Origin of the sequence: Oligoflexus sp., from assembly GCF_035712445.1 — a bacterium.
GTDB lineage: Bacteria > Bdellovibrionota_B > Oligoflexia > Oligoflexales > Oligoflexaceae > Oligoflexus.
In genome coordinates this window covers 67,320-94,205 of the sequence record NZ_DASTAT010000093.1, presented here as the reverse complement: position 1 = coordinate 94,205, position 26,886 = coordinate 67,320, and the positions used below count along the sequence as shown (strand labels likewise).

The 26,886-nt window shown below is 52.1% G+C and carries 23 protein-coding genes, 2 tRNA genes and 1 pseudogene; 11 read left to right on the top strand and 15 right to left on the bottom strand.

Translation table 11 applies throughout. The features are described from left to right. Nucleotides 1-30: 30 nt before the first annotated feature. Genes VFO10_RS20145 through VFO10_RS20130 form a run of 4 tightly spaced genes read right to left on the bottom strand, consistent with a single transcriptional unit; the run spans nucleotide 31 to nucleotide 6,609 of the window. Entirely contained in the window at nucleotides 31-1,197 is a 1,167-nt protein-coding gene (locus VFO10_RS20145; RefSeq protein WP_325143535.1) for a Wadjet anti-phage system protein JetD domain-containing protein, read from the bottom strand. Then, nucleotides 1,184-4,570 (bottom strand): ATP-binding protein, encoded by a 3,387-nt coding sequence (locus VFO10_RS20140; RefSeq protein ID WP_325143533.1) that lies wholly within the window; start codon nucleotides 4,568-4,570, stop codon nucleotides 1,184-1,186. Before VFO10_RS20140 ends, VFO10_RS20145 begins: the two co-directional genes overlap by 14 nt. Next, nucleotides 4,563-5,186, bottom strand: coding sequence for a DUF4194 domain-containing protein (locus VFO10_RS20135; protein WP_325143531.1), 624 nt, complete (start codon nucleotides 5,184-5,186; stop codon nucleotides 4,563-4,565). The genes VFO10_RS20140 and VFO10_RS20135 overlap by 8 nt, the downstream gene beginning before the upstream one ends. Before the next feature lie 4 nt (nucleotides 5,187-5,190). Then, nucleotides 5,191-6,609, bottom strand: a complete 1,419-nt coding sequence (locus VFO10_RS20130) for a DUF3375 domain-containing protein (RefSeq protein ID WP_325143529.1) — start codon at nucleotides 6,607-6,609, stop codon at nucleotides 5,191-5,193. A gap of 103 nt (nucleotides 6,610-6,712) precedes the next feature. On the opposite strand from VFO10_RS20130, the gene VFO10_RS31495 reads away from it, so the two are divergent. After that, nucleotides 6,713-7,141, top strand: a complete 429-nt coding sequence (locus VFO10_RS31495) for a recombinase family protein (protein WP_414697044.1) — start codon at nucleotides 6,713-6,715, stop codon at nucleotides 7,139-7,141. A gap of 296 nt (nucleotides 7,142-7,437) precedes the next feature. Here VFO10_RS31495 and VFO10_RS20125 read toward each other — a convergent pair whose 3' ends face one another. Both VFO10_RS20125 and VFO10_RS31490 read right to left on the bottom strand, forming a co-directional pair. Beyond that, on the bottom strand, nucleotides 7,438-7,881 hold the full coding sequence (locus tag VFO10_RS20125; RefSeq protein ID WP_325143527.1) for a helix-turn-helix transcriptional regulator: 444 nt from the start codon (nucleotides 7,879-7,881) through the stop codon (nucleotides 7,438-7,440). After that, nucleotides 7,871-8,083 carry a DUF4160 domain-containing protein gene (locus VFO10_RS31490; protein WP_414697043.1) on the bottom strand — a complete coding sequence of 71 codons (213 nt, stop codon included), beginning with the start codon at nucleotides 8,081-8,083 and terminating at the stop codon, nucleotides 7,871-7,873. Before VFO10_RS31490 ends, VFO10_RS20125 begins: the two co-directional genes overlap by 11 nt. A gap of 391 nt (nucleotides 8,084-8,474) precedes the next feature. Here VFO10_RS31490 and VFO10_RS20120 point away from each other — a divergent pair, with 391 nt between their 5' ends. Further along, the gene (locus VFO10_RS20120) at nucleotides 8,475-9,131 is read left to right on the top strand and encodes a transposase (RefSeq protein ID WP_325143525.1); all 657 of its coding nucleotides are present in this window, start codon (nucleotides 8,475-8,477) and stop codon (nucleotides 9,129-9,131) included. 234 nt (nucleotides 9,132-9,365) lie between these two features. Here the strand turns inward: VFO10_RS20120 and VFO10_RS20115 are convergent, their stop codons facing one another. The 3 genes from VFO10_RS20115 to VFO10_RS20105 form a co-directional block, all read right to left on the bottom strand. Continuing rightward, nucleotides 9,366-10,451, bottom strand: coding sequence for a hypothetical protein (locus VFO10_RS20115; RefSeq protein WP_325143523.1), 1,086 nt, complete (start codon nucleotides 10,449-10,451; stop codon nucleotides 9,366-9,368). A 422-nt stretch (nucleotides 10,452-10,873) separates the two neighbouring features. Continuing rightward, nucleotides 10,874-10,949: transfer RNA gene (locus VFO10_RS20110), tRNA-Asn, on the bottom strand. 74 nt (nucleotides 10,950-11,023) lie between these two features. Beyond that, the gene (locus VFO10_RS20105; protein ID WP_325143521.1) at nucleotides 11,024-11,533 is read right to left on the bottom strand and encodes a response regulator; all 510 of its coding nucleotides are present in this window, start codon (nucleotides 11,531-11,533) and stop codon (nucleotides 11,024-11,026) included. A 165-nt stretch (nucleotides 11,534-11,698) separates the two neighbouring features. Between VFO10_RS20105 and VFO10_RS20100 the strand changes: the two genes are divergently transcribed. Further along, on the top strand, nucleotides 11,699-13,066 hold the full coding sequence (locus tag VFO10_RS20100; RefSeq protein WP_325143519.1) for a 3-dehydroquinate synthase family protein: 1,368 nt from the start codon (nucleotides 11,699-11,701) through the stop codon (nucleotides 13,064-13,066). A 54-nt stretch (nucleotides 13,067-13,120) separates the two neighbouring features. Here the strand turns inward: VFO10_RS20100 and VFO10_RS20095 are convergent, their stop codons facing one another. Then, the gene (locus VFO10_RS20095) at nucleotides 13,121-13,480 is read right to left on the bottom strand and encodes a hypothetical protein (protein WP_325143517.1); all 360 of its coding nucleotides are present in this window, start codon (nucleotides 13,478-13,480) and stop codon (nucleotides 13,121-13,123) included. Nucleotides 13,481-13,943: 463 nt separating this feature from the next. Next, on the bottom strand, nucleotides 13,944-14,951 hold the full coding sequence (locus VFO10_RS20090; protein WP_325143515.1) for an energy transducer TonB: 1,008 nt from the start codon (nucleotides 14,949-14,951) through the stop codon (nucleotides 13,944-13,946). A 161-nt stretch (nucleotides 14,952-15,112) separates the two neighbouring features. Here VFO10_RS20090 and VFO10_RS20085 point away from each other — a divergent pair, with 161 nt between their 5' ends. The 5 genes from VFO10_RS20085 (at nucleotide 15,113) to VFO10_RS20065 (ending at nucleotide 20,402) form a co-directional block, all read left to right on the top strand. After that, nucleotides 15,113-15,892 (top strand): outer membrane protein assembly factor BamD, encoded by a 780-nt coding sequence (locus VFO10_RS20085; protein ID WP_325143513.1) that lies wholly within the window; start codon nucleotides 15,113-15,115, stop codon nucleotides 15,890-15,892. A 69-nt stretch (nucleotides 15,893-15,961) separates the two neighbouring features. Further along, nucleotides 15,962-17,278, top strand: coding sequence for a lytic transglycosylase domain-containing protein (locus VFO10_RS20080; protein WP_325143509.1), 1,317 nt, complete (start codon nucleotides 15,962-15,964; stop codon nucleotides 17,276-17,278). Nucleotides 17,279-17,367: 89 nt separating this feature from the next. Next, nucleotides 17,368-18,513, top strand: coding sequence for an alanine--glyoxylate aminotransferase family protein (locus tag VFO10_RS20075; RefSeq protein WP_325143507.1), 1,146 nt, complete (start codon nucleotides 17,368-17,370; stop codon nucleotides 18,511-18,513). A 117-nt stretch (nucleotides 18,514-18,630) separates the two neighbouring features. After that, nucleotides 18,631-19,422, top strand: coding sequence for an electron transfer flavoprotein subunit beta/FixA family protein (locus VFO10_RS20070; protein WP_325143505.1), 792 nt, complete (start codon nucleotides 18,631-18,633; stop codon nucleotides 19,420-19,422). 11 nt (nucleotides 19,423-19,433) lie between these two features. Then, nucleotides 19,434-20,402 carry an electron transfer flavoprotein subunit alpha/FixB family protein gene (locus VFO10_RS20065; RefSeq protein ID WP_325143502.1) on the top strand — a complete coding sequence of 323 codons (969 nt, stop codon included), beginning with the start codon at nucleotides 19,434-19,436 and terminating at the stop codon, nucleotides 20,400-20,402. A 56-nt stretch (nucleotides 20,403-20,458) separates the two neighbouring features. Here the strand turns inward: VFO10_RS20065 and VFO10_RS20060 are convergent, their stop codons facing one another. The 4 genes from VFO10_RS20060 to priA all read right to left on the bottom strand — a co-directional run bounded on the left by VFO10_RS20060 (nucleotide 20,459) and on the right by priA (nucleotide 25,382). Then, nucleotides 20,459-22,234 carry an ABC transporter ATP-binding protein gene (locus VFO10_RS20060; RefSeq protein ID WP_325143500.1) on the bottom strand — a complete coding sequence of 592 codons (1,776 nt, stop codon included), beginning with the start codon at nucleotides 22,232-22,234 and terminating at the stop codon, nucleotides 20,459-20,461. 41 nt (nucleotides 22,235-22,275) lie between these two features. Next, nucleotides 22,276-22,360, bottom strand: a tRNA-Leu gene (locus tag VFO10_RS20055). A gap of 32 nt (nucleotides 22,361-22,392) precedes the next feature. After that, nucleotides 22,393-22,980 carry an ATP-dependent Clp protease proteolytic subunit gene (locus VFO10_RS20050; protein WP_325143498.1) on the bottom strand — a complete coding sequence of 196 codons (588 nt, stop codon included), beginning with the start codon at nucleotides 22,978-22,980 and terminating at the stop codon, nucleotides 22,393-22,395. A 101-nt stretch (nucleotides 22,981-23,081) separates the two neighbouring features. Continuing rightward, nucleotides 23,082-25,382, bottom strand: a complete 2,301-nt coding sequence (gene priA / locus VFO10_RS20045; protein ID WP_325143496.1) for a replication restart helicase PriA — start codon at nucleotides 25,380-25,382, stop codon at nucleotides 23,082-23,084. Nucleotides 25,383-25,622: 240 nt separating this feature from the next. On the opposite strand from priA, the pseudogene rpsR reads away from it, so the two are divergent. From rpsR to rnhA, 3 genes and pseudogenes are all read left to right on the top strand, one after another. Further along, nucleotides 25,623-25,814, top strand: a pseudogene (gene rpsR / locus VFO10_RS31325) (30S ribosomal protein S18); the annotation flags it as partial. 146 nt (nucleotides 25,815-25,960) lie between these two features. After that, on the top strand, nucleotides 25,961-26,191 hold the full coding sequence (gene rpmB / locus VFO10_RS20035) for a 50S ribosomal protein L28 (protein ID WP_325143492.1): 231 nt from the start codon (nucleotides 25,961-25,963) through the stop codon (nucleotides 26,189-26,191). A gap of 203 nt (nucleotides 26,192-26,394) precedes the next feature. Then, complete coding sequence (rnhA, locus tag VFO10_RS20030) at nucleotides 26,395-26,868, top strand: ribonuclease HI (RefSeq protein WP_349259377.1); 474 nt, start codon at nucleotides 26,395-26,397, stop codon at nucleotides 26,866-26,868. The last annotated feature ends 18 nt before the right edge of the window (nucleotides 26,869-26,886 follow it).

Here is a 26,886-nt window from a genome sequence, read left to right as displayed (position 1 = left end):
ACTTGCTGGACTCCTGGTGCCCCCATCCGTTCACCTGCCCACGTCCTCCAGAGCAGCTAGAACATGGTGAAAAGGAATACGCTCCTGCTCGAGCCTGATGTTGGTCCCCCAAGACCCGGATTCCAATTTTTGATAGAGTTCGGCCTCGTTTTCATGGAGGAGATCGCGGGGAAAGGCGGTAGCCCGGGGCCGTTCCTCCTGGACCCAGAGTTCACGACAGTCTTCAAGTATACGAGAGTCCATAAGGAACGAGCGAACTTTGGGAAAATGCACCCGGAACTGGGCAAGAATGGCAAACCCGTGGGTATCAATATCCCCCCAGTAATAAATGTCTTTCGTTCTCAGCCAGGGAACGCCTGCCAATGCACCTACGCCACCGCCCTGCCCAAAAATAACGAGAGAGTCCCTGACCAGCGGAAAAGAAAGCACGTTAGTCTTGTTTTCAGAAATGAACACCTTCGAGACCGGAGGGTTGAGCTGCTGAAATTCTTCTAACATAACGCTCAGGTCGCTCAAACCCAGGGTCTGCGCAGCCAGACGAGGATCAAGCCAGCGGAATCGGATGAGGAGGGGGTCAAACCGGAGTCGATACTTTCGGCAAAAGGACCTGAGGGAGTCTACGAGCTCACCGCTTGGCTCAAGCCGAAGAACAAGTTGCAGAAGTTGATCAAGCAGCGGACGGTGGGTTTCAATGAATTTGCTGTCGATTCCAGGGATATCGAGCTCTCGAACATAGCGGTCGGGACGAGGGTGCTTTAGAAAATAGCGGAGAACGGAGAGGCACTGCGGCCAAACATCTAGCCGATCTTCCAGTACATCGGTGCGTTTATGAATCCAATCGCTCAACATAGGAAATTCGACCAGTGTCAGCTCCCGCGCCTGGGTCCATTGCCTATAAAGCTGTTCCTTCTTCTGCCAGCGCAAATAAGCTGCCAAGTCCTCGACTATAAGAGTTTGGGGAAGACTCTGCTCGCCCAGCTGCCGATGCCTCACAAGTATCTCGACCAGCCGAAGCCCGTGCCGCATAGCCAACCGTCTTATGCCGCCAGCCCAGGCCAGCACGCTATCGAATGACTCCAGAAGCTCACGACCTCTGGGCGATCCCAGAGGGATCGCCCAGGGAAAAGCCAGCTCCCCTTTGAGCAGACTGGGCCATGCCCGCTGGGCCCTCTTTTCCAAAGTCTCAGGTGACAACATTGCTTGGGACCTTTATGGGGTTCGGGCTTAGGGATTCAGCGACCTCTCGATATTTGTCGCGGTCCTTCCGGTACTCCTCGATGGACATATTCCGCAGCATGGAATTCTTCCCGCCATCATTGTGCACGAAGTGCACGGCTTGCACATAGTCTTCGATAACCTTAATTTTTTGCAGGGGTGTGACAACCAGGAGCTGGAGCCCCAGTTTCTGAAAGAGTTCCAAGCCATAGCGGGTACTTTCATCCGACCCCTTGCCAAAGGCCTCGTCAATGCAGACGAAGCGGAAAGACCGGTCCAAACTCTGCTTCTCATGAAGTCCATACTGATAGGCCAGAGCCGAGGCCAGAACCGTATAAGCTAATTTTTCCTTCTGCCCGCCGGATTTTCCACTGCCCGATTCATAGTACTCCCGCACCGTAGAGTCATTTCGCCAAATCTCAGCTGCAGCAAACTCAAACCAGTGACGAACGTCGGTTACCCGCTGCGTCCACCGCCTATCCGTCTCGACGCTACCTTCGCGGCCACGAAAGCGCTCGATCAAGGCTTTGACTTTAAGGAACCGCTGCTCATCGTAGAGCTTGCCGCTTAAACTCCCTTCCAGACAACTCCGGAGATCCTGCTGGAATTGCCGGATATCGGCGTCAGACGAGGGTATGGCCTTCAGCTCGATATAGGTTCCATCATTATAATCTATGGTGTGCAGCGACAAGTTAATCTGCGTAATACGCTCGTGGATATCCCTTTTCGATCGTTCAAGGCGGCTCTGAAACTGGACCACGGACTGGATCGTCTTTTCATTAAGTTCCTCTTTGAATCGCGACTCGTAAGACGGCAGACCATCATCCTGCAACTCTTTCAACATCCTTTGATAATCAGCAAAAGCCTCCAGGCTGGCGTCAACCTCACTGGTTTCGACCGTGAACTCAGCGCGATAGCTCTGCATATTCTTGATGATGGAATCGCGGAGCCGATCAATTCGTTTTTGCAAATTAGCAATTTCAGTCTGCAGCTTTTCCCGTATAGCCCTTTCCCTCGCTAGGATCGTGTTGAGGTTTGGAGGGTCCTGGTACATGTCCCTATAAAGGGGTTCGATAGTTGGAAGTACGTCGGCAAGCTGTAACGCGTCCATCTGCTTAAGTATATCCCTGGCGCGCTCCTGCTCATTCAGACTGGACTCAATCCGCGACTCGTCCTTGGCCCTTTTATCGCTTAGTTCATTTCGCTGCAGACGTTGCTCTTCAAGCTTTGCCTTCAGCGTTCGCAACCTTTCCTGCAGTTCGCGCAGCTTGCCTGACTGACCTTCAATGAGCTCCCGCTCCTGGCGGATCTGAGCCAAAAGCTTGAGCGGAGATTCCACATCAATCTGCTCATAGGTTCTGACTTCCTCCAGCAGCCTAAGCGTTTCAATCAGCTCGCGAAATGACTCGCGTTTCGCTTCCAGCTGAGAAAGTTCCTGGGCCACAAGCTGCGCCTTTTGCTCAAATGCCTCCCGCTGCTGGCGGAGGGTATCGAGCTTGGCCTTATTATTCCAGCCAAGAACATAGCGGGAACGATCGCCGAGCGCGCTACGATCATCCTTTTCATGCCGATCTCCACCGCTCTTGATCTGGCCTTGCCGGGTCAAGGCATATGAACTTCGGCGGAAATCATCGAGGGTTTCGCAGCAGCGATAATCAAATCTTTGCTGCAGCTGATTGAGGAGCCAGTCATAGGCAGCGGAGTCCTCTTTGATGGCAATTTTCAAAAGCAGACTTTGAGACTGCAAGCTAGTCAGGTCCACGGTTCGCTGAGGTTTTCCCCAGCGGTAATAGACCAGTCGACCCTTCAGTCGCGTCTGATCCACCCAGTTGGACACCAGAGCATAGTTCTTATCATCAACCAGAAGACTCAGGGCAAACCCGTGCAAGACTCGCTCGATGGCACCTTCCCAAAGCTGGGCGGTCGGAAGCACCTGGAGCAGTTCTCCCACGAAAGGAAGCTGGATCTCAGGCAGTTGCAAGCTCTCGCAGATCTGCTGACGTAATTCCAAAAGATGCCTGGGAATATTGTTTGGCCGGCCCTCCAGAGATTTTATTTCTCCTGCCAGCTGCAGAATCCGTTCGTTAAGTTCTTTAAACGAATGTCGGACCTCCATTCGATGATTGTCGAAGTCGCGTTCGGCTTCAATAAGTTCATGCCGTCGCGCTACTATTTTTTGACCCAGATCAACAAACTGCTCCAAATTTTGAGGCAGAGGCATGTCAAGGCTGGTCACCCTCCGGTGAAAGTTCTCGCGGGAGCTTTGCGCCTGCCCATAAAGCGCATCCTGGCGTTTTTGCTCCCGCTCCAGCTCCTGAAGGCGCGCGCCACCATTGGCGGCAATCGCCTGCCTTATACCGTCCTCTTCTGACCGGAGGCGCTCTTCCTCCTGGTCGGCTAGCTGAATTTTCTGCCGGGTCTTTTGCAGTTCCTGTTCGAGCTGCAGCTTTCTATCCTGCTCCATCCGAAGAACGTTTTGAGCCCGCCAGACTTCCAAAAGATCGCGTTGCTGCCGATGCAGTGAGGACCGCTTCTCGAGTGCAGCAAACTCGATCCCCGCCTGCACCAAAGGATCAAGAAGCTCGATCTGCCGACGGGCTTTGACCACTGCCTTATGAGCTCTATCAAGATCATCGAAACTGCGGCAAAGAATATCCACACGCTCACGAGTGTCGTCCACTTCGAGCATATGATCACGTACAAAATCGGTGAGATCAGCGACTGACTTCATCGACAGCGTTTGATAAAAGAGCTCGAGAGCCCGATCGCTCGTGATGCCCATTAGACGACGGAATTGCGAAGCGTAGGCCGCCAGACCATCACCGACCTTGGCTCCTTTGGCTTTAAGACGCATTTTCAGCTGGTGGACATCATCAATGCCACGAAAATCGCCATGAATAGTCAAATCGCCTTCATACACGACGAAGAGGCGCTCAGGCTGCCCGCCCTTTTCGCGGAAAAAGAAAATTTGCGCCAGAGAAACACCATGAAGGCTTGTCTGGTTATAGAAGTAGCCAAGCAAAACGCTATAGCTGCCATGGTTTCGTAGCATAACCGCGCGGGCTTTTTGACTATCCGAATCGACCTCGTTTTTGTATTCGCCCAAAATATAGGATCGCAGAGTGCGTTCCTGAGCCTGAGCGCCCGCCGCCTTGTTAAAAACGATTTGATTGGATGGGCGGGGCACGAGGAGTATGGTCAAGGCATCCACCAGCGTGGATTTCCCTGACCCGATATCGCCGGTGAGCAGGGCATTGTGATTGCGAGGTTCGATTTTCCAAATGCTTTTGTGAAAGGTGCCCCAATTCAAAAGCTCAAACCGATTTAATCGATACCCTTCGACCCGTTCATACATTGTCCTGATCCTCAGCTGGAGTTTCCGTTTGCTGCTGGTACTGGCGGAGTCTTTCCTCAAGGTTGCCAAGCCATTCGGCATTGATCAGAGCTTTGGTAATTCTCAGGATTTCCAATTTTTCGCTGTCACCCTTGAGCTCTCGCACGAGACCCCAGTCCACTGCCTGTTGGATGTACTTATCCATCTTATCAGCCTTTTTCGCCTCGCTGCGGTCATCCTTCAAATAGAGGCCAAGTTCCGCATGAATGGTTTTCCGATCCATGATGACCCGCGGTTCACCCCCTTTCGTGTCATGCTCGACAAGCCACTTGCGAAGCAAAAGACAGAGAACACTCATCGCAAGACCAAGTGGTCGGCGGCGGATAAGACGCGGCACGGAGTCATCATTCAGATCTGGCTCCATCTGCCTGAGAAACGCATAGCCTTCGGCCTCATCAAGATAGAGTGCGAGTTGGATCACTTGAAAGTACGTCTTGACCTCCACCTGCATGGTCAGAAGGCTGTTCCACAGTTGGGGCCTTTCCTGACTATAAAGTGGCCCTCGCAAAAGATGAATGAGCACGGCCGAGAATTCTGGACGCGGGACAGACGGCGCTGACAGCTGATCTGTTTGCATTGCTTCACCTGCTAAACCATGTGTGAGGCACGGCGACCTTGCGTTCACCATGTCGACTCGTGATAATAAGGTCAAATGTGCTGTCGCTGCTGACTGTGCCGTGGGGATCTCGCAAGGCAAGTTTGATATAGGTCACCAGTTCAGCAATGCCTTTTTCCAGCGGATAATGGTCAAGGACTTCCTTCAGTGATACGGGATCGGTTATATCCAGACAGCGTCTGATCCGGAGCAGAAGCTGCCGCTCGTCAATCACATCCAGACTGAAGAGAGCAGCTGCTGACACTTTTTGATGGTCGGCCACCTCGACTGCTGTGTCTGCTTCAAACTTAAGTGGTATCCTGTAGAGGCTCCGGGTCGGGATCTCAATGTGCGGGGCCTGCTCGTCAAGATAAGACCAAGCCGAATCGGTGGCCTCAGCGAAATCCGAATTCAGAAGACCCTGTTCGATCCTGTCAATCAGCTGCGAGATTCTGGTGTTCTGAAGCCGCTGGCGATCGTCAAGAAATCGTCGTAGCTGAGCGGCGAGCTGGTTTTGGGTTGACTGAACCTTGTCAGTCGCATCGATAAGACGTGACTGCACACTGCTGAGAAAGAGATCGGGTTCGCCCATGCGTATGGCCTCAAGACTATAAACATGATTCAGGAGCGTTTCCATTTCCTCCTGACGGCCCGGCGACAGCAGGAATTCAAAGAAAGCCTGAAAGCTGCGACCTTGCTCCGATTCCTTGATGATGTCACTTTCACGAAAGACCGATTCCAGAACCGTGGACTTATGCCCGTCGAGCTGAGTAATACGGCGACGAACCTGCCGGTCCAGCTGGCGAAAATTCTGCTCAACCTCTGTAAAATCCCGCAGAAGCTGCCGCGCCATGTCTCCAAGTTGCGCGAAGCGCTCTTTGACTTGAACATCGGTCAGAAAACTCAGCTCACCGCGCAGGACCCGGTCTATTTCATCGGTAATCTTCTGCCGTTCCGCCATCAGCAGATTGACACGCATTTGGGTATCCTTCTCCGTTTGTTCGCGAATTTGCAGGAGAAGTTCGTAAATAGTCCGGAGGCGGGACTCAGTCCCCACAAATGAGCGAGGGCGTAGGCTATACACCCAGTCCAGCGCCTTTTCGATCGAAACCGTCAACTCATAGCGTGCGACGTCGTCCCGCTCGGAATAATATTGACGTAGGTACTGCGCCTCCACCCAATGTTTCAGAATGTCACGAGCAGGAGTCTGTGGGCAAACCTCATGGGGGGATTGGTAAAGATGATCTTCAATCGCTTCGAGCAGAGTCACTTCGTCAAGAGCTCGCTGATTGGCACGTACAAATCGCTTCCAGAAAAGGCTAGCGGTAAAGGCAAAATGCTGCGAGCGAAACAGGCGAAAGCCCGCATGACCTTCGCGAAGATACTGTAAGTCCTGAATTTCCATAGCGGCCTCAAGGCTTGGGCGGAATGTATCGAGCTGCGACCCATCATTTACGCTGGAATTCTCCTACAGGCCAGGGAAATATACGGTGAAAGTCACCTAATTTATCGAATCAGAACCAAATCCAAGTCAGCCAAATGGGATCGATCAACTGTGTATCAAATACTTAAAAGACAGCCTCAAGCATCTCAGTGATACCATCAAAGTTAAGGATACCAATCGACCCGGCTACCAGAAACTCTGGGATCTCATCAGTGGGCAGAAAATAGATTTCTGTGTAGCCGCAGAGCTGAGCCGCCTCAGCCGGTCCTTAGTCGATTTTCTGGCTTTCGTCGCACACTGCGAAGCCAACAAAGTCGATCTCTTCATCATTGGGCTAGACCTTGATTCATCAAATCCTTTCGGCAGAATGATGGTGGTGGTTCTCGTGGCTCTTGCTCAATTTGAAAGGGAAATGACGGCGGTTCGGTTTCGGGAAAATGCTGTAGCCCGATTGCTGAGGGGCGGAGAGTCAATGGAGCTGCGGAAATCCTAGACCTCTACCGTGACCCAGAACTCCGAGGATACCTTGAGCTTTGACGACCAAATAGATTCGGGCCAACAGAGCTACTGGACAAATGGAAATAGCGTTGAATCCTGCGGGCCGAGGTGCACCATGAGTTCAGCTTGCGCGTGATGGACAGCTGATCCGCGAGTAAACGCTGGTCCATAAGGAGGATTGTGCAGCCCGGATTCTAGACGCAAGGATGCATTCTTCCGTCTCAGACCACAAGATTGCGCTGGTAATGGGAATGCGACAGCCGGAACCTTCGGGGATTTGGGTTTTGCAATTTAATGCCCGCTTACCTTTGGAAGTGCAAAAATTTTTTGACGGATGCTTTCTTTTTGCCCCTCAAAATTATCGGTTAAAGCCATAAATATTTCTTCTGGATTTGCTTTCGTGAACACATAGATTTTATCCAAGTTCAACTCGGTCGGAATACTTGCACCTGACATCCAAGCATAAAGAGTGGGCCGACTTACACACAGTTCCTTCGCAAGCCTTGAAATGCTTATATCTTTTTCTTTCAGAACCTTTTCAACAAATTTACCGAATGATTTTTCCTGAGATCCGTCATAAACAAGTTGAAAATTTTCAGCGGGAGGCAAGGCCTCGGCTCTAGCAGAAGTCCCCGAAGCAGCTTCATCAGCTTGCTTCGAGAGCTGTGCCGATCTCTCATCTTTAAAGAGAATACCTCCGTATTCCCAACCTTTTTCCGTTTTTTTAATTTCCATGCAATCTTCTCCATTCTTTTCCAATAGGGAAACGTTGGTCCCATACAATTTGCTGGATGTGCTTTAGCACACTTGATGTAAGAGGTTTTCCTTCAACATATTCAAAGCTCAACTCAGGAAGAAAAATCCGATACTCCGAATCGTTGTTGACGGTCACGTGACAATGAACCGGTCGATGATCCCTAGGCCAGATATCAATCACAATATTTCCCGCTTGATAGACTCGACTCAATTGGCCTTCTCCTACTGCCGGTCAGTCCTTCGACCAAGGCCGAGCATAGAGTACCTTATCGGAAATGTAAACTTAAAACTTTACATACAAATAATGTAATATTTTTGAACTGTTACAAGAGTCAAGGCCTAAATCCCCGAAACTTCCCCCTGTCGTCCTGGTGAGAAGATGGAACCTAGATCCCCGAAACTCTTCCCTGTCGTCATGACGAAATCCAGGTCTGTATTATGGTGCAAGCGTAGATCCCGTTTCACCCTCGGGTAAAATTCTTCAATTTGCCGGATTTACAGTCAGGCCAAAGGAGCGTCAATCGTTCAGCAGCATGCCCCACGGAAGGGGCTGCTTCAGGCAGGATGCTGACATGATGGATCGCGTGATTTTTCAGAACAGGAATTTGTCGTCGCTCGGTGGTTTGCTTTTGTTCAAGGAGCTGCTTGTGGGCAGCCGGCTCCATGAGCGTGTTGGCGAGGCGCTGCCTCGCCAACGGATAGCATCTGGTGCTTCAGGATATGATAAATTTCGGGCTCTTTTGCTGGGCTTTTTGAGCGGAGCGGAATGTCTGGAGGATATGGACAATCTTCGTACGGACCCTATGTTTCGCGAGGTCAATGGGACTCTTGTCGGCTCGACAACATATGGCGATTATCTGCGCAAATTTTCCGGATTTCAATTGCAGCGTTTGAATCAGGAACTCTACCGTCTGGCAGTGGAATTTCATATCCGCAGCCGATCGTCAGAACGTTTGATAATGGATATCGATTCGAGGGGTCATGAGCAGTATGGTGTGAAGATAGAGGGTCTGGCCTATAACTACAAAAACGGGTGGGGCCTGGATTCCATTGAAGTGTTTGATCAGAAAGGTTTCCTCCACTACCTGAATGTGCGTGAAGGCAATGCGTTCACCGCCGATGGGGCACAAGTTCACAAAATCAATGCTCAGAGGTTTGGCAGATCCCGAAAATATGGAGTGGGATCTGAGTCGAGCACGGCAAGAGTTTCTCATGCGAGGGTATACTGATTCCGAGGTTGATGGAACTATGAACGAAATAGTTAGAGAATTCCTTGATGCTCTTGAATAGACACAGGTTCATGTTTGAACATGGTTCGCCGCAATCCTCTTCATTTATGGGGAGGTCAAGGCGAACACGCTAAGGTTTCGCTTCGCCTTTCACATGGCGTAAGGATTCTTTCAGATAGGGAAAACTCGTCAACATGCTGTTAAGAGTCTGTTCAGCAATTTTTTGGTCGTACATCATTTCAGCACTCTCTCATTCAGCATGTCAATGGCAGCAGATTGCAGTCGAGAGTCAGCATTGCAGCTGTCCCAAATCGCTCTAAAATAGTTTATCTCGCGAGTTTCACTGTTCAGTTCCCCATAATCAGGAACATGACTCAGTATGGACTGTCTTTTAAGTTCATCTTCATCCCTGATTTTGGCGATGGCAACGTTCACCCCTTTAACCCCGGAGATTGCTGGAGTCAGCTTAAGAGCGCGTTTTATAGTTTTAAGTGCATCGTCTGTAACGACCCAGAAGTGAAGGTCATCGCTTGTGATGTAACCAAGGCTTTTTAATGTCTCGTTTGGACCCATTATGATTGCGCTTTCACCGTGTTTATTGCGCACTTCATCAACTGCTTGATATGTACCTCCGAAATCGGCATTTAATGGCGACACATAGCTTTCAGCCCGCTTCCGAAATGATAAAAGTCTCTGATTTGTGCGGGGATATGTGAATGCGTCTTTCCACCATTCACTCGGTAACTTGCGAACTGCAGATTTGAAGCCAATTATATCTTTTTCACCTATGCTTGTTAGCATCTTGAAGAGACGGGCATGGTTGAGGTTAAATTTTCTACAAAAAGCATACGGCGTCGTGTCGGAAATTTTGTTGTTAGGAAGTCTGAAAATCGCATCCAGAATCTCAAGCCCATACGGACTTATGAAATCTGTTGGAGCAGGTAGCATGGATACAGTATCGCTTTTGAAAAGCGCCTTCTTTGATTTTGCAGGCTTCAGATTTGAAACTCTGATCACTTTTTGTTCCAGGTAGAGGCAGATTTCTCCGTCCTGCGTGATGTAGCTTATGTTCTCTGCTTCGAGTTTTCTCTTTGCATTCGAACTAAGAGAGTCAACAATTACCCCAAAATTTTCGTTCCTATTTGATCTTATGACGCCTTCAATGACTTCACTCAATTCGGACTGGCGGATGTATTGAAGGGAAATCTTGTTTTTACTTTGGGTCCGGATTGAAAATCCGTCGCGTGTATTTTTGAACCGGGCGATATCGAAGAGGGAGTCCTCTAGAATTTTCAGGATTTCAGAAAATTGCAACGGCATGATTGTCCTAGGTTTAGATAATCCAGAATCTTATTTATTTAAATAAATTTCTTCACCACTAGTACAATATCATATTGAATTCAATGAAATAATATTGCCTATAGATATTATGTAGATATTTTTATTTTACATTTATTTGGATAATTTAGGAACTATAGGGACTGCCCACGAAAAAATGCGCCATCGGGTATTCGATCGAATTCCGAGAATTTCCTACGGTTAATGAAATTCAGACGGGCAATGAAATCAGAATAGCCAATTGTTCCCAGGACGCGAACCAGGCAGCTTTCGCAGGGTACAAAGCGTCTTCCAGCCCGCACCAGCGGGCTCAAAACAAACCCATGGGACCGCGAAGCGGGCACATATCTAACATCGGTTTTATCGGATTTCTTTTTTTGCGGAAGGAAAGCAAGAAAGGAGCATGGCTCCTCAGGACGGGCTCGAACCGCCGACCAGGTGATTAACAGTCACCTGCTCTACCAACTGAGCTACTGAGGAACTTGCTAGGCTTATGTAACTACACGCGTTGCTTCGGGCTGTCAACCCTCGAAGAGGGAAAACGAGAGAAAACTTCAGGCCTGCTCGCGCTTCAGCGCCTTCGAGACGGCGTGAGACATGCTCTCCAGTTCGAATGGCTTGGTGATGTAGTCATCACAGCCGGCTTCAAACCCCCGCTCCACGTCCTCTTTCCCCCGGCGGCCGGAGCAGAGGATCAGAGGAACCAGTCTGAGGACGGGATGACGCTTCAGCATCGTGCAGAGCTCGATACCGTCAACCCAAGGCAGATTGATATCCAGAAGGATCAGATCCAACTGGGTATGCTCCAGAACCTTGGACAGGGCCATGGCATCTTCCGCCAAAATGACTTTATAACCTTCATTTTCCAGGATCCGCTTCATGGCATTCCGCATGATCTCTTCGTCATCAACGACAAGGATCGTCGGGGCCTGAAGCTCTTTGCGCAGGTTCCGGAAGTCGTTCAAATCCACGACCTGCTCGCGGACCATACGTTTGCGCTGAATCGCTTCGATCTGACGTCGTAGCGATGATTCACCTTTTGAACCAAAACGTGGACCGCTCATGCGTTTCTCACTCCATCCCTTCCTGGGCGATGCCTGGCTGCATCATCGCGTTGGCACCGGTAAGACATCCTTTCTCCCTCCTCGACATTCTGTTATGAAACCTGAGCGGCAGGTATGACTCTGCCCTTTGGTATCATCCGCAAAAGATAGGGGGACTTTCCTCGTATGTCCGCTCCTTACCAGATAGCGCCACTCAGCGTCAGCTGGGCCATGCCTGATCCACCTATGCCGGCCAAGGAATATTTCAAATGGCCTGATTTGCCTTTAGGCGAGGCCACACCCGTGGAACAAAAGCTCGGCTGGCCGGCCGGGACGCTCCGGGTTTTGGATGAGGCCTTCGAACGGCAGCTCACCCGCAAGGTCGGCTGGGAAATATCTCCCAAGTCGCGCCAGGCTTCCTTCCAAACGGCCGCCAAAGTTTTCAGACGCGGCGTGGCCCTGAAGGATCAAAAGATCGAGATGAAAGCGGGCCAGTACCCGATCCGCTTCATCAAGGCACTGAACTGGAACGAACTCCTGCCGCATAACCAGATCTGCATCATAGATCAGAATGTGGCGGAAGCGCATGATCTGAAACCTAGGCCCAACCGCGTTTTCATTCGCCTGGATGAACATAAAAAAACTCTGGACAGCGTCGGCGAACTCCACCAGCTCGTGAAAAAAACCGGCCTCAACACGACGTGGAACATCATCGGCGGTGGCATCCTTGCTGATACAGCCGCGTTTGCTGCCGCGCTTCACGGCCAAAGTTTTCGCCTCGTTCCCACCACGCTCCTGGCCATGGTCGACGCCTGCATTGGCGGCAAAACCGGGGTGAACTATGCGCCCTTTGGAAAAAACCAGGTGGGCCTCTTCGCTTTCCCCCAGGAAGTTCTGATCGCCCTCGACTGGCTCACGACCCTGCCCCCGCGTGAATACCTTGCAGGCCTTGCCGAAGGCTGGAAACATGCTGTGCTGAAAGGCGACTCGGGACTCGCTGAAAAGGTCGCCCAACTCGATCGAAGGCCTCAGGACCTGCACCTTTATCTTCGGGATCTGGTCGCCGTAAAATCAGAAATCGTCGCGCAGGATCCCACCGAACAGGGACTGCGTGCAGCCTTGAACCTTGGGCATACCCTCGCTCATGCGATCGAGCGCATCAGTCAGGATAAAAATCCGCGGAATTCCATCCTTCACGGTGAAGCGGTTGGGATCGGTCTTCTCTTCTGTATCGAGATGAGTCACACGCTCGGACATTTAAACGACAAAGCCTGGCAGGAGATGACGAGCCAGCTCAAGGCCTCGCGCATCGTGTCCGGACCGGACGCGCTGAAACGCTTCCTCGGGACCGACGATCTTTTAAGCGCCGAACTCATGCATGAACTTTTGGTGGGCATCAAGCAGGACAAGAAAAACATGGACCCTCATGCGAGCGAATGGGTCCTTCTGAAAGACTGGGGCACCCCGCTTTCCGATAAAGGCCGCTACACCATAACAGTGAGCGATGACGAATGGCGCCGCTGTTACGAAAGCTTCATTAAGAATTGGGCTTAAAAAAACCTGCCGACTCAGCATCGGCAGGCACTGGAAATTGCTCCTGGAAAACGATCACACCAGCTGTTTTTCAACAGTCCGGAGTTCCTCTTCCAATCCAGTGACCAGTTGCGCCACGCCTGCGAAATCACCGATGCGGGCCAAGGCCTGCATTTCAATGGCTCCGGTCAGCATGCGAACGGCGCCGATCTTCAGCGCGTTCTGGGTCAGGGCTTGTGCGCATTGATCAAGCCCTCTTTGGTCGCCTTGCAAAACCAAATGCTGCGCTAATCGCAAATCGTAGCCGAGTTTTTGCACATTCGTGGATAGCAAATCAGAAAAACTCTGGTTACCACTGGCTTCCTGAATACTTCGCAGCATTTCCAAAAGGCTGGTATCCACAGCAACCGCCGGTCCCGTAGGAACCGCCGTCATCCCATCCTCCTGGGACACTTTCACTTCCTTGTGCCGGACAACTTTTGATTTCCTGGCATTAAGATCCATAGTTACCCCCTTTGGTTCACTGGTCTGCCCCGATCGAGAGAATTCCCGTCAGTCCAATTCGGTTATAAATGTCGTCGAAAATTCCCTGATCGCTAAGGATCAGTTGTATCACAGGAGATGAGTGGGGGCCAAGATCAGGGCAGTTGAAAAAACAAGATGGGCAAATGAACTCCAGGGGTATCTCGCAAGGGTATGGGAACACGTAACAGCAGGAGTACAACGGGAACGTCACAGCATTTCGTGAGATCATCCCCCATCTTCACTAGTCCTTAAAGCAAGGCGCGTTCCAGGTTTCAGGGATTCTGAAATTTCCGTATAGATCAATCATTCCTAAGCATTATGATGTCTTACACGGAATCAGAAAAAGCCCCAGTGTCAAAATTTTGACAACCTCTTACATGGCGCCTGCATAGTTGGTGAGAACATAGCGGAATGAGCCAACAACTGTCAGCCTCTCCTTCTTCATGCCCACGGGGAGTGGTGTAAAGGGAGCAGCCAGGCGAATTGCCTCCACCACTGCATCATCCAGAATACGGTGTCCCGATCCATCGAGCACTTTCACCCGCGCGACCGTTCCGTCTTTCAGAATAGTGAACTCAACTTTGACTTCACCCTGTAGTCCGCGCTGGACAGCTTCTGAAGGATAGGTCCACACCAATTCAAATGCTTTGCGAATCGAGGTGAAATAAGCCAGATAACGGAAGTTGCTCGTATTCAGATCAACGCGCTCACCAACTTCAACATTGTCATCAACATAATCCTGATAGCCCGCCGCCACCTGCTTGCGCATTTCTTCGGCCTGCGGCATCAACGATTCGTAAACGTTGCGTGGCTTGCGATCGGGTTTTGCCACGCTTACGCTGCCGTTCGGTGATAAAAGCAGTTCCGTTTTCTTCTTCGGCGCAAGACGCTCCGGCGTCACTGTCATCTTCTGCTGTTGCAAAGGTTGGGCCTGAGTCTGCGGCGCAGTCCTGGCCTGCTCTTTCGCGGTTTTTGTGTCGGACCCGGCTGCACCGGGATCGGCGGCTTTGGGGCGGGGAAGATTATTGGAAACACGCGTTTCCTTTTCCGTCTTGTGATCCTGAGCGCCATCGAAACGCGAATTCTTGGGCGCCTCGGTGGGGGCCATGGGCGTTTCGACGATTTTCTTCTGGTTCTCCTGATCCTTCTCGTCTTCGACTTTTTCCGTCAGCTTCGGCTTTTGCGTGATTTTTACCGTTACTTTCGAAGGACCGCTCTTGGTGCGCGGAAGAGGCATGGAGGATCGTTTGGGTAATTTGTCCAAATTCACCAATGAAATCAAATGGATAAGTGCAGAGAAGACGACCGTCACGACCAGCCAGAACCAGCCCTGGCGTGGCAGGCCGAAGAACAGTCCCTCTTTTTGGCTTTCCCTATTCATGTCCGGCCCTTATCAACTGTTCGTGGCCATGGCCCCTAAAAAGCTTGTCAAATACTGAATACAACACCTAAAACTATTCATCAGTTAGCCCAGGGTTGACCCAGCTTCTCTGACCTTATGTTAGTTTATCGGTAAAAGTTCAAGCACTTGAAGGGCCAGGCATGCGATTAAGCAAAAAAATCTGCAACATTCTTCAGCTATTGATTATTTCCGCGCTCTTCTCCACAGCTTGCGTCGAAAAAGATGTGGATCCGAACGACCCTGCCGCTGCTTTTGTGCGCGCGCGTGAATCGTATGATGATGAGATGTATGAAATCGCCATCCAAAAGCTTGGTGAGTTCAAGTCACGTTTTCCGTATTCCAAGCACGCCCCCGAGGCGGAATTAATGGTTGCCGATGCCCACTATCAATTGGGCCATTTCAGTGAAGCGGCCAGCGCCTATGAACAGTTTGTTCGTTTGCACCCGCGACATGAGAAGGCAGATTTTGCCCAGTTTCGCGTTGGTGAATCCTATTGGGCCGAGGCCCCGGATTCCATCGACCGTGAACAGGACTATACCATCAAAGCGATCACGGAATGGGAAAAACTCGTGAAGAATTATCCGCAAAGTTCCCAGCTCAGCAAAGCTCAGGAGCTTCTGCAGCAAGGCCGTCGCCGCGTGGCCGAGCACTCCGAATTTATCGCCAAATTCTACTGCAAACAGGAAATTTATCACGCCTGTGCGTATCGTTATCTGCAGCTGGCCGAGCAGTACCCACAATTCAAGGATCTCAGCAAGAAAGCTTACAGCAAAGCGGCTGTGGCCTTTGAAGAAATGTCCAAGACCAAATCAAAAGACGAACAAAGCGATGCGAATATTTATTTCAAATCCATGTCATCGAGCGAACTCAAGGCGAAAGCGGATGAGTTGAAGAAGAAAGCGGACGGCATCGCGCTCTGATTCGCCTAAAAGCTCAAGTCCCTCCCGCCTCCTGTCGAGAAGCATGGCATGCCGGGAGGGGACTGCTGCATGAAGATCCGCTATTTACCAGTTTACCTTGTCTGCTGTCTCGCGGCAGCATGTCAGACAGCACAGGATCCGGAAAAAACTCCAGACACAGCCGTTCTTCAGGGGACCGCACAAACTGCAGAAAGCTCTGCGGATGCGTCCGCGCTTGCGGATGATGACGATGCTTCCTATTCCAGGCGCTTTTGTCAGGATGATATATACAGTCTTTATATAAAAGAAAGCTATCTCGATCAATTTAGTTATGAGCCTTCAAAAAAAGATAAAAACGCCCGCCGCCTGAAGCAGGAAGCCAACCTGGAAGCTTATAAAAAGCTGAATCAGCATCTGCCGCTCTTCTTCGGCGGGATGCCGGTGGAAGCGACGCCGCGCGTGTATGCGTGGATTCAATATTTCACAGGTCGCGGCCGCATGGAGTTTTTGCAGTGGATGGTGCGCAGTGAATCGTTCCGCCCGCTGGTCGTTCCCATGCTGGAAAAAGAGGGTTTACCGCAGGAACTCTTTTTCCTGGCGATGATTGAGTCAGGATTCAGCAACACCGCCTTCAGTCGCTCGGCAGCGTCAGGAACCTGGCAGTTCATGAAGCCGACCGCGAAACACTATGGACTGCAGATCAATTACTGGGTCGATGAACGCCGCGATCCCTTGAAATCCACGATCGCTGCCGCACGCTATCTCAAAGATCTGCATAAGCAGCTGCGGGATTGGTATCTCGCCGTGGCCGCATACAACGCAGGTCCTGGCAAGGTCATGCGGGCGATGCAGGCAACGCAAAGTCGCGACTACTGGACGCTCAGCAAATCACCCTATCTTTTGCCTGAAACCAAAAACTATGTGCCCAAGCTCCTCGCTGCTCTCATCATTGCCAGTCACCCGGAAAACTATGGCTTTGATGTAGCTCAGGACATTCGCAACACGACACCGATGACGACCATCACTCTGGATCATCCCTACAGTCTGACGGAAATCGCCGAAAAGCTGGAAATTCCCGCGCGCGCTCTGCAGCGTTGGAATCCCGAAATCATGCGGGGCATCACCCCACCACCCCGCCGTCTGCAGCCGGTCGCTTATCAGCTGCGTCTGCCGAAACCCCTGGCCGATCAGTTCGCCACGATCCAGTCCGATCTTCAGCAGCTGACCGTGCAGGATGTTCAGATGCACAGGATTCAAAAGGGTGAAACTCTCGATAATATTGCCAAACGCTACCGCATCAGCGTCAAAGACCTGATCCAGATGAATCCCGATCTGCAGCCCCAGCGCTTGAAGCCGGGACGCACGATCGCCGTACCCGTCCCTGCGATCATGACGGGAATGTTGTAAACGCCTTCCTCACTGTTTGAAAAAGGCAGGACGAGCCCAAATTTCATGCGTATAACGGTGGAGCATCCAACCCACGTTGTGAGGACTCCATGCGCGAAAACCCTTTTGTCAAACCAAGGCTGTTTTGCCCGGGGCCTACCCCGGTCCCTTTGGAAATCAGCACGGCTGCCCTAGAGACCAATGTCTATCACCGCACGGATGCCTTTCGGCAGATCGTCCTGGAATGTCGGCGCATGCTGCAGCCCTTCTTCGGCAGTGCTGATGCCCCCTTGATTCTAAGCAGTTCCGGAACCGGCGCCCTGGAATCGGCTCTCGTCAACCTCACGGATGTTGGCGATAAAATCCTGGTGATCAACGGCGGCAAGTTCGGTGAACGCTGGGAAAAATTAGGCCAGGCCTATCAATGCAAAGTCGTCAGCTACACCATTCCCTGGGGCACGGCGCCCGACGCTGACGTTCTGAAAAAACATCTGAAAGACAATCCCGACTGCAAAGCGGTTTTCCTTCAAGCGAATGAAACATCGACGGGCGTAGCCTATCCTGTGAAGGAACTGGCCGCCGCGATCCGCTCGGTCTCGGATGCCTTCATTGTGGTCGATGCTGTTTCTTCATTAGTAGCTCAACTTATCGAGATGGATAACTGGAGCTTGGATGCAGTCGTAGCCGGCAGTCAAAAGGGCTTTGGAATTCCTCCCGGACTCAGTTTCGTGAGTCTATCCAAGCGCGCCTGGACGCGGATTTCCAAACGTCCGAAATTTTACTTTGATCTGGCCAAGGAAAAATCCGGACAGGACAAAGGCGAAACGGCCTGGACGCCTGCGACGACGTTGATTCTTTCTTTGAAGCCTGCACTGGAGGCTCTGAGCGCGGTCGGGCCGAAAGGCTGCGATGAGTATCACGCACGAATGGCGAAAGCCTGCCGCAATGCTGCTGAGGCGATAGGGCTGCCTTTGCTGGCTCAAAGTCATCCGTCTCAGGCGCTGACGGCTGTGCGCCTGCCGGATTCCATGGATGGTTCCGCCCTTGTGAAAATCTGTCGTGAAAAATACGGAGCGATTTTCGCCGGTGGTCAGGATCAATTAAAAGGCAAAATAATTCGCATAGCCCATCTGGGTCTGGTCGATCATCTCGACCTCATCAGCGCGATTTCCGCCTTTGAAATGGGCTTACATAATCTGGGCTACAGCCATGCGCTCGGCTCTGGAACGGCTGCGGCGATGCGGACACTGGCGTAAGGTCTTAAAGCATGCAATCTGCAGGACCCCTGGACGAGCAGTTGCCAAGGCCAGGACTGCCTGCTACAGTCATTTTTTCGACAAACCCTAGAAGATTAGGCAGATCGAGGTTTTTCTATGAAAATTTTGGTTTTTCTGAAAAAGACACCTGATACCGAGACCAAGATTCAGCTCACCAGCAATAACGCTGCCATCGACAACAACGATGTGAAATTCATCATCAACCCATATGATGAATACGCCATCGAAGAAGCGATCCAAATCAAGGAAAAGAATGCCGGAACGGAAGTGGTTATCGCCAGCTTCGGTGACGAAAGCATTCGTGAATTGATCATCAAGGGTCTGGCGATGGGTGGTGACCGCGGCCTTCTTATCAGCAATGAAGGTCTGCAGGACGCTGATTCTCTGACGGTCGCAAAAGTTTTGGCCGCCGCTGTGAAGAAAGAGAATCCTGATTTGGTTCTCGTCGGCAAGCAAGCTATCGACGACGATAACATGCACGTCGGCCCCATGGTCGCTGAACTCCTCAGCTGGCCTCATGTCAACGTCGTGAACAAGCTGACTCTCGACGGCAAGAACGCCACCGCGGAACGCGAAGCGGAAGGCGGACTGGTGGAAGTCTACAAATTCCCACTGCCCGCTGTGATCGGCGCGAACAAGTCTCTGAACACACCACGCTATGCGGCACTTCCTGGCATCATGAAAGCCAAGAAAAAGCCCTTCGACGTGAAAAAACCTGCTGACTTCGGTCTGGATAACGCCCAGCTGCAAGGCAAGGTGAAGGTTGCGATCAAATCCTATCAATACCCACCACAAAAGGCAGCTGGTCAGGTCTTCAAGGGCGAGCCCGTGGATGCCATGGTCGCTAAAGTTGTCAAATTGCTGCGCGAAGAAGCGAAAGTGCTGTAAGGAGAGGCCACATGAAAATTTTGGTTTTCGTTGAACAACGTGACAATAAACTGAAAAAGAGCGCCTTCGAAGCCCTCGCTGCGGCGCGTAAACTGGCTGGTTCGGCTTCCAAGGTCGCGGCTCTGGTCGTCGGCGGCAGCGTCGAAGGTCTGGCTGGCGAATTGAAGAACTACGGCGCTGACACCGTTTACGTTGTGAACGGCGCGGCTTTTGACAAGTACAACGTCATGGCTTATGCGGCCGCGACCGAGCAGGCGATCAAAACCTTCGCCCCGAAACTGGTGCTGGGTATTGCGAGCCCCATGGGTCGCGATCTCTTCCCCCGTCTCGCGGCCCGCTTTGATGCCGGTATCGCGACGGACCTGATTGAAATCAAAGCCAACGGTGATTTCATCTCGGGTCTCAAGCCCATGTATTCCGGTAAAGTGTTTGCTGAGCTGACTCTGCAGAACACCGAACTGCAATTCGTCACGCTGCGTCCGAACGTCTTCAAAGGCGAGACCAGCGGTGACGGCGCTGCGACTGTCAGCAAGCTGGATGTGGCTGCACCTGCTGCCGCTCTTCAGACTGTTGAAATCCGCGCCGGCAAGAGCAACAAGGTGGACTTGACCGAAGCGACGATGATCGTCTCGGGCGGTCGCGCCCTGGGTTCGGCTGATGCCTTCAAGATTCTGCAGGAAACAGCTGATGTGATCGGTGCAACGGTTGGTGCCTCGCGCGCCGCTGTGGATGCTGGTTACGCCGCTCACGATATGCAGGTTGGTCAGACAGGTAAAACTGTGAACCCAACTCTTTATATCGCAGCCGGTATCAGCGGTTCGATCCAGCACATGGCTGGTATGCGTTCCTCGAAAGTGATCGTGGCCGTCAACACCGATCCCGAAGCGCCGATCTTCAAGATCGCCAACTACGGTATCGTCGGTGACCTGTTCCAGGTGATGCCTGCGATGACCAAGGCTCTGAAAGAGCTGAAAGGTTAATTCCTTTTTCCCGCTAAAAAGAAGGCTCGATGTTTGTCATCGAGCCTTTTTTATTTTTAAGTCTCACCATCAAAAAGTTCGCGCCATTCTTCACCCTGCAGAACGGTTTGCGGCGGACCTTGATAATGAAGGCGACCGCGCCGCAGAACGATCAGCTCATCAGCGATTTTCAGCGCGGAAAGACGATGGGCGACCATCAGAATGGTCGATCCGTTTTGCACCATGGCCTTAAGAACGGAAAAGATCAAAGCTTCCGTTTCAGGATCCAGGGCCGATGTTCCCTCGTCGATGATGATCAGCGGAAAGCGGTGATAGAAAAGTCGCGCAAGCTGGAGCCTTTGCGCCTGGCCGCCGGATACTGTCAGCGCTCCATCACCGACTTCAGAATTCCAGCCCTGCGGCAGCTGCGCGACAAAATCGAGCATGCGCACTTCCTGAAGGGCCTGTTTCAGTCGGGCTTCATCTACATTTTTATCGGGATAGGTAATATTCGCGGCAATGGAGGCCGGCATCAGCTGGATGGTTTGCGGCAGATAGCCGATGTCCTCGGGGCCTTTTACTCCATAGAGCAGTGCACCCTGCGGAGCACGCCAAAGACCAAGGATCAGTTTCAGTAGGGTGCTTTTCCCGGAACCGGACGGTCCCGCGATCGCATAGATACGCCCGCGTTTAAAGGCAAAGGAGAGATCAGCCAGAGCCGGCTCGGCTGTGCCAGGGTATCTATAGCTGAGACTATTGAGGGTCAAAGGATCTGTGGAATCACCTGCAAAGCGGGTCTGCCAGGTCGGGCTCGCCCCGGCCTTCATCGACTTCATGGTATGTTCGAGGCGATGCAAAGCGGCCTCGCCTTCCTTATTGCTATTGAAATAACGGCCGAGTTTGGAAGCCGACTGCAAAAGAATCCCAAGCAGGGAAAAAAAGGACATCAGAATGCTGCTGTTGAGGTCCCCGCGATCAATGGCCTTGATGCCATAGCCCATCACCACCATCATGGCGCCGACGGCCACAACTTCGAGGAGGGGCGAGGTCCTGGCTTTCACCCGGGCCGCCTGAACAAAATTTCTAAAGAGGGATTTGGAGAGCTGCTCCATATGGACGACTTCGCTCGTTTCCGTGCGGAACTGCTTGATCGTTTCCAGACCGGACAAACGCTGCTGGAGCCATTCGGAAAGCTGGCTGACATTACTCAGGACCTTCTGCGAGCGCTTGCGCAGTTTCTTGCCGAGCTTTGACAGCAAAAGCCCGGCCGGACCAAGGCCCAAAAGGAAAAAAGCCGCCAGCCTGGGTTCCAGCATAAAAAGGGTCACAAGATAAAGGAGGCACTGCACCAGTTCACGGGGAAAGCCCCCGAAAAAATGCACGAGGTACTCGCGGACCATGCGGATATCAGTTCCGATGTTCGCCGCCAGCTCGGCATCAATGCTGGACATGGAATCGCGTCGGGCTTCCGGGTGCAGGTCCATGAAGGTTTCCACAAGGTCCTGGCGCATTTCACGAGCGACCAGTTCACTGCTGCGTTCCCACAGAAACCATTGAATGAAAGTCAGAAGGGCCCGCACGGCGGCGGCGCCGGCAATCAGCAGGGGAAGAACGGCCCAAAGTTCCTGCGCGGGAAAACCATCGCGACCCAGAACGTAAGAAACCATGGAACCCAGCCGCTCATTGAACAGCTGATCCATGGTAATGATCGCATCGCTTTTAGGTTGGGTCAGGACCTGCCACGCAGGTCCCACGAGCGCAAACGTAAGCGCCGATACGATTCCCAAGGCAAAGGTACATAAAGTAGCAATGACGAGAGAGGTCAACCGGCGCTGCAGGTATCGGTATACCAAACTAAACTCGAAGTGGATTGTCTCGGGATCCTGAGAATCTTTGGTGCGAAGGGGGGGACTTGAACCCCCACACCGTTAGGCACTAGCTTCTGAGACTAGCGTGTCTACCAATTCCACCACCTTCGCGTTTTCTCTCTATGGAGATGGAGAAAATCCTTTTACACAATCTCTTTCAGGTTGCCAACGATTTTTGTAATCAAACCGTATTCTAACGCTTCCTGCGCATTCATCCAGTAGTCACGAGTCGTATCTTCTTCAACCTTTTCAAGGGGTTGGCCGCATTCTTTGGCGAGCATCTGGTTAATTTTTGACCGTGTCTTGATGATCTCTTTTGCCGTAATTTCCAAATCAGAGGCCTGACCCTGGATATTTCCACCAATGAGTGGCTGGTGAATCAGGAAGCGAGTGTTGGGCATGCTGTAACGATGCTTCTTGGGAGCACCCAGCAGCATGACCGTTGCAATACTGGCGGTAAGGCCCGTGCAAACCACGCGCACTTCCGAACTCAGAAAACGCATCGTGTCATAAATTGCAAAGCCACTATTCACTTCCCCGCCAGGACTATTCAAATACATGTAGATAGGCTGGTTGGATTCCTGAGCATCCAGCGCCAGAAGTTGGCTGACCACGCGCTTGGCCACCGTGGAGTTGATGGCTTCCGAGACGAAGATAATGCGCTTTTCCAGCAACTTGGTTTCACTTGCCTGACCTGCCAACTGCTCAAGGTCCATTCCGCTCATATTCATGCTAGCTCCTTCGTGCTGGCGAAAAGGTTTGTACTCAGGCATCGGGTGATGCGAATACCCTGTATTTTATAGTCGTGGGATGGGCAAATGCAAATCGCTTTTCACATAAGGCTTTGTGGATCCACATCAATCCTGAGCCTGAGGTCGCCTTTCAGCTCAGCAAAGGCTGTTCGGAGCTGCTGAGCGAACCAGGCAAGAATCTTCCGATCCGCACTGACCAGGAGCAGCGTGCGTCTGAGCCGGCCACGAATCATCTCGATCGGTGGAACAGCCGGCCCTAATACCTGCAGAGCCTGAAGGGAGGCGGCCGAACGTTTCAAACTCTCGCTGACCCAGCGGTCGATGGATCGCACAAGATCATCCAGCTGATCTTTACGGGTACCGGAGTATTCAAACAGGATCATTCGCCCAAAAGGTGGATAACCATGTTGGCGGCGGAAAGGTTCCTGATCGAGCCAGAAAGCCTGGAAGTTATGCTGAAGGCCCGCCTGCAGAATCGGATGATCCGGTTTTTGGGTTTGGACCATCACACAACCACTATGTTCCCCGCGTCCCGCACGACCCGAGGCCTGGACCATGAGTTGAAAGGCCCTCTCACCGGCGCGGAAATCGGGAAGATTCAGCACCTGGTCCACTTCCAAAATGCAAATCAGAGTCACGCGCGCAAAATCATGACCTTTGGCCAGCATCTGCGTTCCCACAAGGACATCGATGCGGCCCTCACGAAAATCGGTGAGCATGGTCGGAAGCGCTTCCCGGTTGCTCGTCGTATCCGAATCCACGCGCTGAATACGGGCTCCAGGCAAGGCTTCGCGCAGATAAAGCTCCATTTGCTCGCTACCGTAGCCCACCATTACATAGGCATCACGTTCGTCAACGGGGACGACATCATCGACCCTCTGTGAAAAATCACAGTAATGGCAGCGCAGGATGCTTGAATTTTTGTGGACCGTCATGGAAATGCTGCACTGCGGGCAGCTCACAGCCTTCCTTTCCCGCATCGAGAAAAGGAAGTAAGCAAAGCCCCGGCGGTTGACGATCACCATCGACTGCATGCCGCGCGCATGATTCTCGCGCAAAGCTTCCACGATCCGCGGATCAATCGGCAATTCCGTCAGGCGCTGAACCTGTCCCCGCGGCGTCAATTTTCGGGCGAAGGCCTGATGGATATCAGCCTCAATCAGCTGCACATCAGGGAGTCCACGGCCATGCACGCGATTCGGCAATTCCAGGAGTTGGTATTTTCCCTGCTGGGCATTGGCATAGGATTCGAGTGATGGCGTGGCACTGCCGAGCAGAACCGTGGCTTTTTCGAGGTAGCCACGCATCACGGCAACATCGCGTCCATTGTAGGTTAGACCTGTCGTCTGCTTATAGCTGCTATCATGCTCTTCATCGACGATCAGAAGTTTCAGCTGCACAAAGGCAGCGAAAACTGCAGAACGTGGTCCGATGAGGATCTGCCTTTCCCCGCTGCGAATGGCTTCCATCTGCGACCAGCGCTCGGTATCGGCCATGGCGGAATGAACAACTGAAACCTGCCCGGGGAAACGCGCAGTAAAAATTCGGGTCATCTGCGGGGTCAGGGCGATTTCAGGCACCATCACAAGGATCTGATTCTTGGGATCCTGCTCCAGAACCCGCGCAATCAGATGCAAATAAACTTCGGTCTTGCCCGCGCCTGTGACGCCGTGCAGCAAAAATGGCTTGGATTGAGTCTGCGTAATGCCCTCAAGGACCAGCCGCTCAAAAACGCCTTTTTGTTCTGCGGTCAGGTTCTGCGCATCAGTCGCGAGGAGAGGCGCTTCGCTCTCCAATTCGATTTGAGGTGCCGCTTTGCCACGGGCTTTGGTTTCGGTCTTTTCTTCCTTAAGGACGAGACCCTCTTTCTGCAGCCGCGCCAAAGTAACTTTGGGAAGACCGGCCGCGATCGCCTCCTCCATGCGCTCTTTAAATACCTTAAGGGAGCAGCTGCCCGAGGCCTTCTTCCAGATCATGCGAAACAGGGCTCCGCGCGGATCGGTCTGATCCTTCCACAGGAGTTTTCCCGACTCAGTCAAAATAACCTTGGACGTTTTCTTCTTCACCCGTGAGGCCGGCAGCATCGTGCGCAAAACTTCACCCAGCGGGTGCATATAGTAAGAACTCATCCAACGCGCCAAATCGAGCAGGACTGGGCTATAGATCGGAACCTCGTCGAGTCTCGCCAAAATGGACTTCATTCGATAAGCTGGATCAGGCGCTTTTTGGCTGAGGCCAAGAACGACACCCACGGTCTGACGATTCCGCTCGCCAAAAGGGACGGTCACGCGACAACCGCTTGGAATCTTCTCGGTGGCAAGGTAAGTAAAACTCTGATCCAGGGCCACCGGCATTGATATGTCGAGATGAAAGTGTTGCACCGGGATCCTTCTCACCACGCTGGGTTCGGAAATCTATTTACTTGCGTATAGCTTGCGCTTAGGTTAATTTTCAACACCCTTTAGGGTGAAGACCCACCAAGGTGGTTTTTACGTGCCTTCTTCCCTCGTCCCAAACGCAGACAGGAAGAGTGTTGCGATGATTTAAAAGTTCTCTTCCCAGGCGAAGAGTACACTGGATAATTCGGAGGCTGCATGGCTAACTCGAGAAAGAAAAGACGTCTGATGTTCCGTCGGAAACGGACGTTGGATCCTAGCATCATCATCGATTACAAAAATCCCGACGTACTGCGCCGTTTCATCACTGATCGCGGCAAGATCATTCCTCGTCGGATTTCCGGCGCAACTGCCAAGCAACAACGCGCTATCTGTAACGCTGTGAAACGCGCACGTTACCTCGCTCTGTTGCCTTACAGCCTTGGCCACCGCCAGGAGCGCAACTTTGCAACCGAGATGTCGGCTATTGCAACATCAGCCATGGGCACTTCCAGCCGCGGCGGCCCACGTGGTCCTCGTTCGGATGATGATAAACGTCCACCTCGTGACGCAGGAGAAGAATAATGTCTCGTCGCTGTGAACTCACAGGCAAAGGCGTTCAGGTAGGCCACCGCGTTTCGCACTCGAACATCAAGTCGAAACACCGCTTCCTGCCGAACCTTCAGACCAAACGTTTCTGGTCGACTGAACTGAACAAGTTCGTGACCTTGAAAGTGGCAACGTCCACCATCCGTACTATCGACAAAGTCGGTCTGGATGTGTTCGCTCGTAAAAACGGCATCAAACTGAAGTAAGGAATAATACCATGGGTCGCGGTGATAATCGTAGAACTCCTAAAGTCAGACGCCACAAAGCTCGCCGGAAACTGAAGGCGCGCATCAAGCGTAAGATTGAAGCTGCTAAAGCTTCGAAATAAGGCTTACCAGTGCCTTAAACGCACAAGCCATGACAGCGAGCGTTCCCGTAAAGGAGCGCTCTTTGTTTTCAAGGGGACAGCTTGAAACGAGTGACTGTGATCACCGATGGGGCCTGCCTTGAGAATCCCGGACCGGGAGGATGGGCGGCGCTCTTGAGGTTTGGTCAGCATGAGAAGATGGTCTCCGGATCCGAAGCTGGCACCACCAATAACCGCATGGAACTGATGGCGGTTATCAAGGGACTCGAGGCCCTGAAAGAAAGCTGTGAAGTCACTCTGCTGGCCGATAGCCGCTACGTGCTCGATGGCTTTGACAAGGGCTGGCTCGCCAATTGGAAGGCCAATGGCTGGAAGACAGCCGGCAACAAACCGGTCAAGAACCAGGACCTCTGGGAGGAACTGGAACGCCAGGTCAAGCGTCATCGAGTCAAATGGGTGTGGGTAAGGGGCCATAACGGCCATGAAGATAATGAACGCGTGGATCAGGAAGCCCGAAAACAGGCGACCGCACTCCGCGACGCGAGCGGCTTGAATGCCGGTTACGACGAAGTATAAAGCTTGACGAATGGCGTC